Here is a 15,037-nt window from a genome sequence, read left to right as displayed (position 1 = left end):
TCAGGCCGGCTGCGGGGTGTCCTCGTCGGCGAGGACGACCTCCCACGCCTCCACGTCCCGGTCGGTGACGGTGGTGGGCGATTCCAGGTGGTAGGCGCCGCTGGGCAGGATGCCCGCACCACCATCGCGGGCCAACACCGCGAGCTGCGCGGCCACGTCCTCGCCCTGGTGCTTCTCCTGCACCCGACGCCAGAAGTCGAAGCCACCGGCGGCGACGAGCTTGGCCCGGTCGTACAGGACGCACCCGCCGATCCAGGACACCTTGTACGCCCGCCACGCACCCGGCGGCAGCGCCAGGCGCTCGGTGACGTGCAGCAGGTTGGCGGCCGAGTGGATCCGGGCCCTGTTCCACTCCGGGGTGTCCGGTCGGATCCGCTCGGGTATGGGCGAGCCGGTCCACTCCTCGTAGTGCCCGTGCGAGTCCGGCCGCACGTCGTCGGCGTACGAGAGGCCGTGCACCCCGTTGCCGACGAAGCCGCAGCCCAGCTCGCCGATCGCCGTCACCAGCCGGTGCAGTGTCCCTGGTTCCAGCCAGATGTCGTCGTCGAGGCTGAGGACGTACCGGGCGGTCGAGGCGGCGAGCAGGTACGCCCGGTGCTCGGCCAAGCCCCGGCGGGGCAGTCGGCGGGTCAGCAGCACCGGGTGACCCCGGTGCCGCAGCGCCCGGACCATGGTGGCGGCGGCGGGATCCGTGTACGCCGGATCTCCGTCGGACTGGTCGCTGACCACCACCCCGAAGCCGGGCACCCCGTCCTGGGCGGCGAGCCCGCCCAGGGTGACCGCCAACTCGGCGGGCCGGTTCCGGGTCGGTATCAACACGTCGACCAGCCGGTCGGCGCGGAACTCCGCCGGGGTGCCGAGGTCGAGGGGGCGGTTCACGACGCCTGGGTGCGGGAGCTGAGCGACGGGTCGGGCTCCCGCTCACCTGTGGCTGGCGACGGGTCCTGGCTGTGTGACCGGATCCGCTCGATGATCGCCGAGGTGGACCGGTCCGGCACGTACCCCAGCGTGTGCACCTGGCCACCCAGCCGGCGCACCAGCGGCGCCTCCGGCACCAGCTCCGGCGGGTAGTCCCCGCCCTTGACGTAGATGTCCGGCCGGACCGCCTCGATCAGTGCCGCGGGCGAGTCCTCCTCGAAGACCACCACATGGTCCACACAGGCGAGCGCGGCGAGCAGGGCTCCCCGGTCCTCGACCGGGTTGACCGGCCGGTCCGGGCCCTTCAGTCGGCGTACGCTGCCGTCCGAGTTGACCGCCACGATCAGCAGGTCACCCAAGGCGCGGGCCTGCTCCAGGTAACGCACGTGCCCCCGGTGCAGCACGTCGAAGCAGCCGTTGGTGAACACCACCGACCGTCCCGCCTCGCGGTACTCGGCGACGATCGCGTCCAACTCGTCGCTGCCGACCAACGCGGGATGGCTCATGGTCTTCCTCGGTTGATCGAGTGCGGCGAGCAGATCCTCCCGCCGGCACACACAGGTGCCGGTGTCCGAGACGGTGATGGTGGCCGCCAACTGGGCGAGCTGGGCGGCGGTGGGCAGCGGCGCGTCGGCGGCCAGGGCCAACGTCATCGCCGCCAGGTACGCGTCGCCGGCACCCACGGCATGGCTGGCCGGGACCGGGGTGCTGTGGCTGCGCCGTGGCTCGCCGTCGGCGCCACCGACCACCGCCCCCTCCGTGTCCAGGGTCACCGCGACCACGTCGGCGCCGGTGTGCGCGCGCAGCTCCGCGAGGCGCGACTCCGCCAGGACGGCCCGGTCGACGCCCTCACCGGCCCGGGTGTTCACTGTGACGCCGGTGCCGGTGACGCTGAGCCCGTCGCCGGTGAGAGCCACCCGGCCCTCGCCCGGGGTGGGCTCACCGACCGGCCCCGGGTGGTTCTCGGTGACCTCGTCGGTGCGTACCCCGCCGGGTGCCGCGCCCACGCTCAGTTCGGACGGGCCGTCGGACGGGTCGCCGTGCGGGTGTTCCAGGTGCAGGTCGATGCCGGTGGTCGGTCGGGTCGCCCCGCCGGCCCGGGCCAGCAGCCGGGTCGCCTCGGCGAAGCTGGGCGTGACCACCGTCGGCGCGAGGCCCCGCCAGTCGGCCAGGTCGTGGGCGTCCAGCGCGACAGTGGCGTACCGCTCGCGTTGCTCGACAAGCCACGCGCGCACCGGGGCGGGCAGCGCCCCCAGGCCGTAGTCGCAGACCACCAGGGTCGGCGCCTCCCCACCGGCGGCGGCGCGTAGCTCCTCGGTGGCGCAGCTCAGGGCGGTGAGCAGCCGGGTCACGCCCTCCGGGTCGAGGGCGTCGTCCGCGTCGCCGGAGTCCTCCCGCAACAGGATCTGATTGCCGGCCAGCATCCGCCGCTTCACCGGCGTGGGCCGTCCGGGCTGGTTGACGGTGCGGTCCCAGACGCCCGCCCGGTCCAGACAGTCGTGCAACTCGTCGCCGGCCACGTCCGCGCCGACAGGCGCCACAAGCACCGCCCGCCCGCCGAGGGCGGCGACGTTGACCGCGGTGTTCGCGGCCCCACCGGCGGCGGAGATCCGCCGACGCAGGGTGAGGACCGGCGCGGGCGCCTCCCGGCAGAGCCGCTCGGAGTCGGCGAACCGCCACTCGTCCAACATGGCGTCACCGACGATCAGGACTGGGCGTTCGAGCCAGCTCTCCACGACGGTGGCGAGCCGGCGCTGTTCCGCTGCTGCTCCTGCCATGCCTCCCCGGGTCCCCAGCGCCCCCCGGGCCAAACCTGGCCCGCGCCCGACCTGCGGCAGTGTCACCAGCGTGCCCTTGCTGCCCGGCTGGGTCGTTTCGGACGTCCGGAGCCGGGAAGGAGATTGCGGTAACCCCGGAAAGGAGACGTACCGAGATGGCAACGACACTTCAGGGCAAGCGGGTCGCCTTCCTGGCCGCCGACGGCGTCGAGGAGGTCGAGTACGTCCAGCCGCGGGCGGCGGTCGAGGACGCCGGCGCGACAGTCGAGCTGGTCTCCCTCAAGCCCGGGTCCATCCAGTCCTTCAACCACCTGGACCGGTCGAAGACGTACGACGTGGATGTGACAGCGGACAAGGCGGACGCCGCCGGCTACGACGCGCTGGTGCTCCCCGGCGGCGTCGCGAACCCGGACTTCCTGCGCGGCGACCCGGACGCGGTGCGCTTCGTGAAGGCGTTCTTCGACGCGGGCAAGCCGGTCGGGGTGATCTGTCACGGTCCGTGGACGCTGATCGAGGCCGACGTGGTGCGCGGCCGACGCATCACGTCCTGGCCGACCCTCCGTACCGACCTGACCAACGCCGGCGCCAGCTGGGTCGACGAGGAGTGCGTAACCGACGGCAACCTGACCAGCAGCCGCAACCCCGACGACCTCCCCGCCTTCTGCGCAAAAATCACCAAAACCTTCGCCACCTAACCGCCCCCGTCCCCCCGTCCCCCACCCCGTTGATCATGAGGTTATTGCCCTCCAGCTCGGCGTGTCGTGGCAATAACCTCATGATCAACGCCGCGTTTGGGGGGTGGGGAGGGTGGGGGTGGGTGGGGTTTTTTGGGGGTTGGGCGCATGTTTTTTGGCTTGCGGGATAGAAGGGCACATGACCAGCGAAGCCTCCGCCGCGCCGGTGCTGAATCGTCAGCAGATCCGGCTGCTCATGTTCGGCCTGATGACCGGCATGCTGTTGGCCGCACTCGACCAGACCATCGTCGGTACGGCCCTGCCGACCATCGTCGGGGAGTTGGGCGGGATCAACCACTACTCGTGGGTGGTCACCGCGTACCTGCTCGCGTCGACGGCGTCGACACCGCTGTACGGCAAGATGGCCGACCTGTACGGGCGTCGCCCGGTCTTCCTCTTCTCGATCGGCACGTTCCTGGTCGGGTCGCTGCTGGCCGGGCTGTCGCAGAACATGACCCAGCTGATCGTCACCCGGGGCATCCAGGGTCTCGGTGCCGGTGGTCTGCTGACCCTCGCGTTCACCATCATCTCGGACGTGGTGTCACCCCGGGAGCGTGGGCGCTACCAGGGCCTCTTCGGCGCGGTCTTCGGGATCTCGTCGGTGGCGGGGCCGCTCGTCGGTGGTTACTTCGCGGAGACCGACTGGCGGTGGATCTTCTACATCAACGTGCCGCTGGCGGTCCTGGCGATCGTGGTCTGTTACCACGTGATGCGGCTGATCCCGTTCGAACGCCGGGACCACTCGATCGACTGGCTCGGTGCCGGTCTGCTGGTCGCCGGCGTGAGTTCGCTGCTGCTGGCGTTGAGCTGGGGTGGCAACGAGTACGCCTGGGGCTCCGGTGTGATCATCACGCTCTTCGTGGTCGGCGCGGTGCTGGGGGTGCTCTTCGTCCTCCAGGAGGCCCGGGTGGCGGAGCCGATCCTGCCGCTGCGGCTGTTCCGCAGCGCCACCTTCGCCCTGGCCAACGCGGCACTGCTCGTCATCGGTCTGGTGATGTTCGGTTCGATCATCTTCATCCCGCTCTACCTACAGATCGTCAAGGGCGCCTCGCCGACCCGCAGCGGTCTGCTGATGCTGCCGATGATGGCCGGCATCATCATCACCTCGATCCTGACCGGTCGCGCGATGACCCGGATCGGCAGGTACAAGTGGTTCCCGGTGGCCGGCTCGGTGACCCTGCTGGTCGGCATGTTCCTGTTCACCCAGTTGGAGGTGAGCACCTCCCTCTGGGTCGCGTTCGGGTACATGGTGGTGATCGGCATCGGGCTGGGCCTGTGCATGCAGTCGCTGATCCTGGCGGTGCAGAACGCTGTCTCCGTCCGCGACCTGGGTGCCGGCACCTCCTCGGCGACCTTTTTCCGGTCACTGGGCGGGTCGTTCGGGGTGGCGATCCTCGGCACTGTGCTCTCGTCCCGGCTGACCAGCGGGTTGGGCGACCGGCTGCCCGGCGCGATCGCGCAGCTCCCGCCGCAGGAGCAGGCCGCGGTGGCGGCCAGTGGCGGCACCAACATCTCGATCAACGACCCGGCCACCATCCTGGCCCTGCCGGGGCCGGTACGCGCGGCCATCCAGGGCGCCTTCGTCGACGCGCTGGACATGGTCTTCCTGACCGCCGGCCTGATCGCGATAGTGGCGGTGGTGGTCACCCTGACGCTGCCGAACACGCAGCTGCGGGGTACCGGCCCGCAGGGTGCCACCGGCGGCGCCGATCCGCTCGGCGGTGAGGCTCCGGCCCCGGGTGGCAAGCCGCTGACCCGCGAATCCAAGGAGGAGGCCGCCGCCGACATGGAGGCCAAGTCCCAGACGATGATCTGACCGGTGCCTGCCGGCCGGTTCGGCCCGACCGCCGCCGGAGACGACCGGCCGACCGCCTGATCGACTCAAGGTCGGTGAGGTCGGGTGTCCGGGCGCGGAGGAGACCCCGACTTCCGTGCGCCGGAGTCGGTCAGGCGGGGCGGCGGTAGACGCCGTACCACCAGGTCGCGGCCAACTCCCGGGCGGCCGCCGCGTCGGTCTCGGTGTCGGCCGGGGTCGCGCTGACGTGGTCGGCCAGGAAGCGCTCGCCGCCGACCACGATCAGCCGGCTGGCCGTCGTCACGTCCAGGTCGGCAGGGGTACGCCCGGCCTGTTGCTCGATCCGCAGCACGTCGACGGTGCGGGTGACGAACTGCTCCAACCCCGCCGCCCAGTACTCCCGGACCACCTCGTCGTACGCGGCGACCTCGTTGATCGCCGCCAGCACCGGGGCGTACGTCCGGTAGATCCGGATCACGTCGGCGAAGGTCTCGGTCAGCACCGCGAGCGGATCGCCAGGTGCGCTGGGGCTCCACTCGCCGGTACGGCCGAACGAACTCTCCCGCATGGTGCCGGCGAGGCGCATGAGCAGCTCGCTCTTGTCCCGGAAGTGGGTGTAGAAGGTCGACCGCGCCACCCCGGCCTCGGCGGCGATCCGCTGGACGCCGAGGTCGGTGAAGCGAGCCCCCTGCTTCAGCAGCCGCTCGGTGGCCGCCAACACCCGCGCTTCGACGGCGGCACGCCCCTCGGGGTTGCTCGGACGGCGGCGGGTGATCGAGGGCATAGCCGGAATCCTAGGTGGCCAGCTGCTCGATCGGCGACGTAGTCTCGTTGCCGGACACACTGTCCGACATAGTGACCAGGAAGCCCGCTCGCGGGCTCCGAACCGCGCACCACGAGGAGCGACACACGTGAAGTACCGACTGTTGGGCACCACCGGGGTGTACGTCTCGGAGATCTCGCTCGGCGCGATGACCTTCGGTGGCAGTGGGCACCCGATCTACGGCAGCCTCGGCGGGCTGTCCCTGCCCGATGCCCAGCGGCTGGTGGACACCGCGCTGGACGCGGGGGTCAACTTCGTTGACACCGCGGACGGCTACAGCGACGGCGAGAGTGAGGAACTGCTCGGCCAGGCGCTCGGCAAGCGGCGTCGCGACGTGGTGCTGGCCACCAAGGTGCACTCCCGCACCGGGCCCGGCCCGAACGACGTCGGCACCTCCCGGCTGCACATCATGCAGAACCTGGAGGACAGCCTGCGTCGGCTGGGCACCGACCACATCGACCTCTACCAGATCCACAACTTCGACCAGATCACTCCCATGGAGGAGATGCTGCGCGCGTTGGATGACGCGGTTCGGCAGGGCAAGGTCCGCTACATCGGCGCGGCCAACTTCGCCGCCTGGCAGATCTCCAAGGCGCTGGGCATCTCCGCCCGCGAGAAGCTGGCCGGCTTCGTCTCGGTGCAGGAGTACTACTCGCTGCTGGGCCGGGACGTGGAACGCGACGTGGTGCCGATGGCGCTCAACGAGGGCGTCGGGCTGACCGTCTGGAGCCCGCTCGCCGGTGGCTTCCTCTCCGGCAAGGTCGGCCGGGACGGCGCCGTCGCCGACAGTGGCGCACGCAGCGCCCAGCCCGGCTACTCCAGCTTCACGCCGTTCGACCCCGAGCACGCCTTCGGCGTCGTCGACGTGCTCAAGGGTGTCGCCGAGCGGCACGGGGTCAGCCCGGCCCGGGTGGCGGTCGCCTGGCTGCTGTCCCGGCCCGCCGTGACCAGCGTGATCGTCGGTGCCCGCAAGCAGGAGCAGTTGGAGGACAACATCGCCGCGTCGGATCTCACGCTGACCGAGCAGGACCTCAGCGAGCTGGACGAGGCCACCAAGCTGCCCGTCGCGTACCCGAACTGGATCCAGGAGGGGTTCTTCGCCGGGATGCGCCTGCCGCAGTGACGCACGGCCCGGGGGCGGGCCGCGGTGACGCACGGCCCGGGGGGGTCGGGCCGTAGCGACGCACGGCCCCGGAGTCGGTGACTCCGGGGCCGTGCTACTTCAGGATGAGCCGGTTGGTCTGCTCGAAGACGTCCAGGTCGGCAAGGGTCTCGGTGACCGAGGCGGAGAGCGGGGCGGGGAACCGGTCACGGGGGAAGAAGCCGGCGTCGGTGGTCTCGTCGGTGACCCGGGCCAGTTGCCCGTCCCACTCCTCCACCTTGAACGCCGTGGTGAAGACCTGGTAGGTGTGCCCGTACATGTTGGTGCTCGTCCGGTCCGGGCCGGTGTAGAGGGCGAACGCGCAGACGCGCAGCGCCCGCAGCCCGGTCTCCTCGCGGACCTCACGGACCGCGCAGTCGGCGATCGACTCGCCCAACTCCATCGCCCCGGCCGGCATGGCCCACTGGCCGTTGTCCGAGCGTTGGATCAGCAGGATGCGTCCGGCGTTGTCGCTGACCACGGCGCGGGCACCGACGAACATCAGCGTCCGGTCCCCGGCTAGCGCGCGCAACTGCCCAACGTACGAGTCGGCCCAGGAGATGCTCACCTGCGCCAATTTACGGGGGTTCCCAACGTGTGACCGCCGACACTAGCTTGTTACCCATGCGTAGCACGATGATGGACGCCCCTCTCCAGGTCTCCCGGATCCTCGAGCACGGCGCGGCAGTGCACGGCACTGCCGAGGTGGTCACCTGGACGGGCGCCGAGCCCCGCCGGATGACGTACGCCGAGGTGGGGCGCACGGCCGCCCGGCTGGCCCACGCGCTGCGCGACGCGTGTGGGGTGACCGGCGACGAGCGGGTCGCCACCTTCATGTGGAACAACAACGAGCACCTGGTCGCCTACTTCGCGGTGCCGAGCATGGGTGCGGTGCTGCACACGCTCAACATCCGACTCTTTCCCGACCAGGTCGTCTACATCGCCAACCACGCCGAGGACCGGGTGGTGCTCGTCGACAGCACGCTCATCCCGCTGCTGGCCCGGGTGATCGGTGAGTTGACCACGGTGCGGCACGTGGTGGTGGTCGGTGGTGGTGACCCGGCGCCGCTGGTGGCGGCTGCCGGCGACCGGATCACCGTGCACCACTGGGAGGCGCTGCTCGCCGACCGGCCGGACGTCTTCGACTGGCCCGAGGTGGACGAGCACGACGCCGCCGCGCTCTGCTACACCTCCGGCACCACGGGCAACCCGAAGGGGGTGGCCTACTCGCACCGGTCCATCTACCTGCACTCGTTGCAGGTCTGCATGCCGGAGGGCTTCGGCCTCGGGCCGACCGACCGGGAGTTGGCCATCGTGCCGATGTTCCATGCCATGTCGTGGGGCCTGCCGTACGCGGCCTTCCTCTCCGGCGCGTCGCTGATCATGCCGGACCGGTTCCTCCAGGCCGCGCCGATCGCCGAGATGATCGCGGCCGAGCGACCCACCCTGGCCGGGGCGGTGCCGACCATCTGGACCGACCTGCTGGCCTACCTGGACAGCCACGACGTGGACACGTCCTCGCTCACCGAGGTGATCGTCGGCGGCTCGGCCTGCCCGCCGGCGCTGATGCACGCGTTCGACGAGCGGCACGGGATCGACGTCATCCACGCCTGGGGGATGACCGAGATGTCCCCACTGGGGTCGGTCTCGCGTCTGCCCGCCGGTGCGACGGGCGAGCAGGCGTGGCGCTACCGCTACACGCAGGGGCGGGTGCCGGCGGGTGTGCGGGCGCGGATCGTCGGGCCGTCCGGCGAGCAGTTGCCCGCCGACGGCGAGGCAGTGGGCGAGCTGGAGGTCCGTGGGCCGTGGGTGACCGCACGGTACGTCGGCGACGACACCCCGGACGAGGAGAAGTTCCGGGACGGCTGGCTGCGTACCGGTGACGTGGGCACCCTCTCGCCGGACGGGTACATCACGCTGACCGACCGCGCCAAGGACGTGATCAAGTCCGGCGGTGAGTGGATCTCGTCGGTGGAGTTGGAGAACGCGCTGATGGGTCACCCGGCGGTGCTGGAGGCGTGCGTGGTGGGTGTGCCGGACGAGCGGTGGGACGAGCGACCGCTGGCCACCGTTGTGGTCCGGGAGGGTGCCTCGGTGACGGCCGAGGAGCTGCGCGACTTCCTGGCCGGCTCGGTGGCGCGCTGGCAGTTGCCGGAGCGCTGGGCGTTCATCGACTCGGTGCCGAAGACGAGCGTGGGCAAGTTCGACAAGAAGGTCGTCCGTTCGCGGTACGCCGCGGGCGAGCTGACCGTTCGGGAGTTGGCAGCGCCGTAACGTCTTCCCCGGCACTGTCGCCGCTGGCGGTGGAGTGCTGCTGGACGTTCCTCCGCTGGGGGCGGCCCCGGCGTTCGCACCGCGCCGGGGCCGCCCGTTCCACGCGGGGCGACCCGCACAGTCATTGTTGCGAAACTTATTCGCTTCTGTCCTGATGACGGGGAAATCAGATGGTCGGCGACCCGATCAGGCGTCGCTGGTGGTGACGAGCACCTTGCCCACCGCCGAGTCCTCCACCGCCTGGTGCGCCGCGGCCGTCTCGGCCAGGGAGTAGTGGTGCAGCGGCAGGCCGGCATCGACCCCGACCCGGATGCCGCCCTGGCTGGCCGCTGCCGCCACGTCCTTGACACCCTGCGCCTTGGCCGCCTTCGGCTCGGTGTAGACGAGCACGAACTGCCAGCGCGCGTTCGGCACCATCATCGCCCGGATCGGGATGGCCACCTCGTCGCCGCCGTCGTCGGCGTACATGCAGACCGCGCCGCCGTGCCGCAGCACCTGCACATCTATGGCCGCGTTCGTCGCCGGAGCGACCTCCACGATCGTGTGGACCCCGTCGGGGGCGATCTTGCGGACCTCCTCGACCACGTCCTGCTCGCGGTAGTTCACCACGTACGAAGCACCGGCTGCCGCCGCGAGCTGGGCCTTCTCGGCGCTGCTCACTGTGGCGACCACAGTGGCGTCGGCCCAGCGGGCGAGCTGGATCGCCGCATTGCCGACCGCACCCGCCCCGCCCTGCACCAGCACTGTGTGATCGGCCAACGCGCCGGCGCGCAGCGTGTCCGGCATGAACTCGCCGGCGGTCAGGCAGCGGTGCGCGGTGAGGAACGGGATGCCCAGGGCGGCCCCCACCTCGAACGAGGCGTCACCGAGGCGGACCGCCTGACGCACCGGCACCAGCGTGTACTCCGCCGCCGTGCCCCACGGCCGCTGCCAGGCGGCCTCCCAGATCCAGACGCGCTCACCGATCAGGTCCGGGTCGACCCCCTCGCCGACCGCCTCCACCACGCCCGCGCCGTCCTGCCCGGGAATCTGCCAGCCCTGCGGCGCGGAAGACCGGCGGGACTTCCAGTCGGTCGGGTTGACCCCCGACACCGCCACCCGCACCAGGACCTCACCCGCCCCGGGTGTCGGCACCGGCCGGTCGACCAGTTTCAGCACCGAAGGGTCGCCGGTGTGCTCGTACACGATGGCTTTCATGCGTGATCTGTACCCCCCTCGGCTGGCGTCAACCCAGGCTGTCCACCAGCTCCGGGGTCAGCTCACCGATCGGCCCCAGCGTCACCACGGCGAGTTGGGCGGCGTCCGGGTCGAGGGGATACGAGCCGTGCGGCACGGCCACCACCCGCATCCCCGCCGCGGCGGCCGACCGCACCCCGTTCGACGAGTCCTCCACTGCCACACAGTGGGCCGGGTCGACGCCGAGGCGCTCGGCGACGCTCAGGTAGACGTCGGGTGCGGGCTTGCCCCGCTCGGTCTGTTCGGTGGACAGGGTCGCGCCGAACGCGTCGGTCAGGCCGGTGGCGGCCAACGCCGCCTCGATCAGCCGGGTCGGCGACGAACTGGCCAACCCCAGCGGCCACCGCCCGGCCAGCCGGCGGACGACCTCATCGGCGCCCGCGATCAGGGGTACGTGGGCCCGGTAGCGTCGGGTCATCTCCTCGACCACCTCGACGGCGACCTGCTCGGCGGTACGCCCGACGCCCAGCTCGCCGCTGAGGTAGTGGGCCCACTCGCCGGTGCTCATCCCCATCAGCCGTTTCTGGGTGTCCGGCTGCCACGTCCCGCCGTGCGTCGCCACGTACGCCCGGCGGACCTCCTCCCACACCGGCTCGGAATCCACGATCACGCCGTCCAGGTCGAAGACCACCGCATCTGTCACGGGCCCATCCTGCCTGACCGGTGCGCGGCGGGTCAGCCGGGCAGCGCGGGCAGGCCGAGCGGGCTGCTCTCGGGCAGCAGGGTGTGGCCGGACCGGGCGATCGGCTCCAGCAGCTCCCGGAGCCGGTCCGTGCCGGGGGCGCCGAGCGCCTGCCACGGGTGCGCGGCGGCCCGGTCGGTGGCGTCCTCCACGGCCTGGAACTCGGCCCGGCCCTGTTCGGCGGGCGCGCCGTCGCCGGTCAGCCAGCCCCGCCGCGTCAGCCGCTCGCGGGCGGCCTGCCACTGCTCCTCGGACCAGCCCCGGCCCAGCAGGTACTGCGGCGGCGAACCGTCCAACGCGACCCGCCAGGTCAACGTCTCCACCGGGTCCAGGCCGGCGGCCACCAGCGCCGCCACGTGCCCGTCGCCCCGGTGTTCGCGCAGCGTGGTGGCGGCCTGCCACAGCCGCGCCAGCGGATATTCCCCGACCGGCAGCGCCGCGTTGGCCGCACCGAGCACCCGGCCGGCGGTCTGCGCCGCCGAGGCGGCCCGTTCCAGCAGGTCGGCGGCCTCCGCCAGGTGCGACTCCGGCAGCTCGTAGGTCAGCTCGGCGAGCGCCTGCACGGCACCTGTCAGTCGGGCGCGCAGCGCCTCCGGCGGGGTGGCCAACCGCCACACCGCCGGCAGCGCGCGGGTCACCATCTGCGGCGCGAAGTTGAAGAAGGCGGCGATCACCGGGGCCGCCTCGGTGGCGCCCAGCGGCGCGGCCCGGCCGGCGAAGTAGCCACGCCAGTAGCCGCGCAGCCCCACCGCCTCAAACGCGGCACGGGCCCGGGGGTGCAGGTAGGTGACAGCGTGCACCGGCTCGAAGTACGCCCACATCGACCGGGCGGCCCGCCCAGGCTCGTCCAGCGCCGTCATCTGCACCTCCGCGTCGGAGTCCCGGATCTCACCCCGGGCGGCGAACCGCCCGGGGTGACGCCGAACCTACTGCCGCTGGGTGACGGGCCGGAAGCCCCATGTGAACAACTCCATCGCGCCCCGGCGACAACCGGGGCGATCCGGGCAGATCACTGGGCGGCGAGCACGCCGCAGGTCACTGGGCGGCGAGCACGTCCACCACGAAGCGCAGCGGGCCGGTCGGGCGCCCACCGGCGGCGGCCGGGTCGTTGCCGTAGCCCAGCTCGCCCGGGATGTCGAGCTGCACCCGGCTGCCCACCGTCACGCCGACCAGGCCCTGGTCCCAGCCGGGAATGACCTGGCCGACGCCGATCGGGAAGGTCACCGGCTGTCCGCCCTTCCAGGAGGAGTCGAACTCCTTGCCGTCCTTGTAGAACACCCCCACGTAGTTGGTGGTGATGTTCTGGCCCTTCTTGACGGCCGGGCCGGTCCCCTTGATCAGCGGGGTGACCGCGAGCTTCTTGAGCTCGCCCGTGCCCGGCTTCACCGTCGGCTTGGTCTTCAGCGCCGGATCGGCGTCCGCGGGCAGCTGCGGGGCGGGCGGCGCGGCGGGCTCGTCGGGGGCCGGGACGGTCGCGGACGGGGTCGCGTCGGCCTGGTTCTTGGGCTTGTCGTCGCCCCCGCCACCGATTGTCACGAAGACGCCGATCAGCACCCCGGCAACGGCCACGGCGGCGAGGCCGCTGATCACCGCGTTGCGCTTACGCTTCCGGTCGGCGGCCTTCTTCGCCGCCAACTGGGCGGCCAGCCGGCGCCCCGACTTGGTTGCCGGGCTCTGGTCCGGGCCCGTCTGCTGCGTCCGCTCGCTCACGTCGTCGACTCCCTGCTGCGAAGTGTGGCCGGCACCCGGTGCCGGGGGGAAAGCCGACGCACACGGTACCCGCACCACGGCCCACCGTGCCCGCCGCGGACGTGGCGGATCGCCCAACGCGGCGGTTCGGTGCCGTTGCCGGTTGGTTATTCCGGGACGACCATGAAGTCCGTCACGAACGAGGTGACCCGGCCGTCGGCGGCACGGCCGATCCAGGTGCCGTAGCAGCCGTCGCCCCAACCGGTGGTCACGGTGACCACGTTGGCGCCGCTTGCCTCGTCCAGGACGGCGGTGATCAGCCCCGGGACCGGGGACGAGGGCGGCTCGTCGGGGATGAAGACCCGCTCGACCTGGTCGTGGTCCCAGCCTTCCAGGACACTGAGCGCTGTCGGGTCGGCGAGGGTGCCGGCGCCGGCGTCCACCCCGTACCCGAAGTAGTCGTCCGCACCGAGCGTGGCGATGTCCTGGTCGCCCGCGACGGCCAGCTCCCAGTGGGTGGTCGGCTCGTCGGAGACCAGCAGCTGGAACGCGGCCACCCGCCTGTCCACCTCGGCGTCCTCCCGGAGCACCACGGCCACCCAGGCGCGGGCGGCATACCGCCCCGGCGGCACTGTCACTGTGAACGGCTCGGCCTCCGGGCAGACCAGCGGGTCGCACCCGACCACCTGGCCGGTGGGCAGCACGACGTCACCCACCGGGTGGGCCTCGATCAGGTACGCGCCGTGCTGGTCGGTGAAACGGGCGCCGGACGTCAACAACCGGTCCAGGTCAGGGGTGTACGGCATGAGGGCTCCTCCGGTGGCCAGCGGCCGGCGGAGCGTACCCAACCGGGCGGACACCGCCGTCGCTGCCGTACCCGGTCAGGCGCTCTTGCGGGGTGCGGTCTTGCGGGCGGCCGTCTTCTTCGCCGGCTCCGCCTTCTTCGCTGTGGTCTTCTTGGCGGCGGTCTTCTTCGCCGGCTCGGCGGCCTTCTTCTCGGCCGTCTTCTTCGCCGCTGTCTTCTTCGCGGGGGCCTTGGCCGCCTTCTTCTCCGCCGCCTTCTGCGCCGACCGGGCCGACGAGATGGGTGTCGGCTCGCCGCTACCGCCGCCACTGGCGGGTTGCTCGCCGCGGGACGCCTTGGCCCGCTCCACCGAGGCCTTCAGCGCGGCCATCAGGTCCACCGCTGCGGCCGGGGCCTCCTCGGCCTCCTCCGGCTGGACGACCTCCCGGCCCTCCACCTTGGCGTCGATGACCTCCTGCAACGCGGCCCGGTAGTCGTCGGTGAAGACGTCCGGCTCGAACTCGCCGGTCATCGAGTCGATCAGGGAACTGGCCATCGCCAACTCCGGCGGGCGCACCTTGAGGTCCTCGTCGAGGAAACCAAAATCCGGGGTACGAATCTCGTCCGGCCAGAGCATGGTGTTGAGCAGCAGCACCCCCTCGCGGACCCGCAGCGTCGCGAGCTGCTCCCGCTGGCGCAGCGCCACCTTGACGATGGCCACCCGCTCCGAGTCGATGAGCGCGTCGCGCAGCAGCACGTACGGCTTGGTGGCCGTGCCCTCCGGTTCGAGAAAATACGCCTTGTTGTAGAGGATCGGGTCGACCTGCTCGGCCGGGACGAACTCCAGCACGTCGATCGCGCGGGAGCTGGTCAGCGGCAGGTCGGCGAAGTCCGCGTCGGTGAGGATCACCATCTCGCCGCCGCCGATGTCGTAGCCCTTGGCGATGTCGTCGTAGGTGACCTCCTCGCCGCAGACCGAGCAGGTGCGCTTGTAGCGGATCCGACCGCCGTCCTCGCGGTGCACCTGGTGGAACCGAATGTCCTTCTCCTCGGTCGCGGAGTAGAGCCTCACCCCGATCGAGACGAGCCCGAACGACACGGCTCCCTTCCAGATGGCACGCATCCTGCGCTCCCTTCCCCGGTATCGACAATGCTCGCATCCGAAAGAACATGACGCGAGGTG

At 71.5% G+C, this 15,037-nt stretch carries 14 protein-coding genes; 4 read left to right on the top strand and 10 right to left on the bottom strand.

From position 1 onward, the window contains the following. Both AB0A95_RS05610 and rfaE2 read right to left on the bottom strand, forming a co-directional pair. Entirely contained in the window at positions 1 to 879 is an 879-nt protein-coding gene (locus AB0A95_RS05610; protein WP_357554457.1) for a glycosyltransferase family A protein, read from the bottom strand. Further along, entirely contained in the window at positions 876 to 2,696 is a 1,821-nt protein-coding gene (rfaE2, locus tag AB0A95_RS05605; RefSeq protein WP_357554456.1) for a D-glycero-beta-D-manno-heptose 1-phosphate adenylyltransferase, read from the bottom strand. The genes AB0A95_RS05610 and rfaE2 overlap by 4 nt, the downstream gene beginning before the upstream one ends. Positions 2,697 to 2,851: 155 nt before the next feature. Between rfaE2 and AB0A95_RS05600 the strand changes: the two genes are divergently transcribed. Then, positions 2,852 to 3,391 carry a type 1 glutamine amidotransferase domain-containing protein gene (locus tag AB0A95_RS05600; protein WP_357554455.1) on the top strand — a complete coding sequence of 180 codons (540 nt, stop codon included), beginning with the start codon at positions 2,852 to 2,854 and terminating at the stop codon, positions 3,389 to 3,391. Between the two features lie 178 nt (positions 3,392 to 3,569). After that, positions 3,570 to 5,246: an MDR family MFS transporter gene (locus AB0A95_RS05595; RefSeq protein WP_357554454.1), complete on the top strand. Its 1,677-nt coding sequence runs from the start codon at positions 3,570 to 3,572 to the stop codon at positions 5,244 to 5,246. Between the two features lie 130 nt (positions 5,247 to 5,376). Here the strand turns inward: AB0A95_RS05595 and AB0A95_RS05590 are convergent, their stop codons facing one another. Then, a complete protein-coding gene (locus tag AB0A95_RS05590) occupies positions 5,377 to 6,009 on the bottom strand; it encodes a TetR/AcrR family transcriptional regulator (protein ID WP_357554453.1) in 633 nt (210 codons plus the stop codon). Positions 6,010 to 6,136: 127 nt separating this feature from the next. Between AB0A95_RS05590 and AB0A95_RS05585 the strand changes: the two genes are divergently transcribed. Next, positions 6,137 to 7,171, top strand: a complete 1,035-nt coding sequence (locus tag AB0A95_RS05585; protein WP_357554452.1) for an aldo/keto reductase — start codon at positions 6,137 to 6,139, stop codon at positions 7,169 to 7,171. A gap of 94 nt (positions 7,172 to 7,265) precedes the next feature. Here AB0A95_RS05585 and AB0A95_RS05580 read toward each other — a convergent pair whose 3' ends face one another. Further along, positions 7,266 to 7,757, bottom strand: a complete 492-nt coding sequence (locus AB0A95_RS05580; RefSeq protein ID WP_357068488.1) for an NUDIX domain-containing protein — start codon at positions 7,755 to 7,757, stop codon at positions 7,266 to 7,268. Positions 7,758 to 7,813: 56 nt separating this feature from the next. Here AB0A95_RS05580 and AB0A95_RS05575 point away from each other — a divergent pair, with 56 nt between their 5' ends. Then, positions 7,814 to 9,463, top strand: coding sequence for a fatty acid--CoA ligase (locus tag AB0A95_RS05575; protein WP_357554451.1), 1,650 nt, complete (start codon positions 7,814 to 7,816; stop codon positions 9,461 to 9,463). 186 nt (positions 9,464 to 9,649) lie between these two features. Here AB0A95_RS05575 and AB0A95_RS05570 read toward each other — a convergent pair whose 3' ends face one another. From AB0A95_RS05570 to AB0A95_RS05545, 6 genes are all read right to left on the bottom strand, one after another. Further along, positions 9,650 to 10,660, bottom strand: coding sequence for an NADPH:quinone reductase (locus tag AB0A95_RS05570; protein ID WP_357554450.1), 1,011 nt, complete (start codon positions 10,658 to 10,660; stop codon positions 9,650 to 9,652). A 28-nt stretch (positions 10,661 to 10,688) separates the two neighbouring features. Continuing rightward, the gene (locus AB0A95_RS05565) at positions 10,689 to 11,378 is read right to left on the bottom strand and encodes an HAD family phosphatase (protein ID WP_357554507.1); all 690 of its coding nucleotides are present in this window, start codon (positions 11,376 to 11,378) and stop codon (positions 10,689 to 10,691) included. Further along, positions 11,375 to 12,202, bottom strand: a complete 828-nt coding sequence (locus AB0A95_RS05560) for a hypothetical protein (protein WP_357554506.1) — start codon at positions 12,200 to 12,202, stop codon at positions 11,375 to 11,377. The genes AB0A95_RS05565 and AB0A95_RS05560 overlap by 4 nt, the downstream gene beginning before the upstream one ends. A gap of 214 nt (positions 12,203 to 12,416) precedes the next feature. Further along, positions 12,417 to 13,091, bottom strand: coding sequence for an FKBP-type peptidyl-prolyl cis-trans isomerase (locus AB0A95_RS05555; RefSeq protein WP_357554449.1), 675 nt, complete (start codon positions 13,089 to 13,091; stop codon positions 12,417 to 12,419). Between the two features lie 146 nt (positions 13,092 to 13,237). After that, a complete protein-coding gene (locus AB0A95_RS05550) occupies positions 13,238 to 13,876 on the bottom strand; it encodes a DUF4241 domain-containing protein (RefSeq protein ID WP_357554448.1) in 639 nt (212 codons plus the stop codon). Between the two features lie 75 nt (positions 13,877 to 13,951). Beyond that, positions 13,952 to 14,977: a Ku protein gene (locus AB0A95_RS05545; protein ID WP_357554447.1), complete on the bottom strand. Its 1,026-nt coding sequence runs from the start codon at positions 14,975 to 14,977 to the stop codon at positions 13,952 to 13,954. Between the last annotated feature and the right edge of the window lie 60 nt (positions 14,978 to 15,037).

The sequence above is a fragment of the Micromonospora sp. NPDC049230 genome, from assembly GCF_040647875.1.
In the GTDB taxonomy this organism is placed as follows: domain Bacteria; phylum Actinomycetota; class Actinomycetes; order Mycobacteriales; family Micromonosporaceae; genus Micromonospora.
This window is presented reverse-complemented; position numbering and strand designations above follow the sequence as displayed.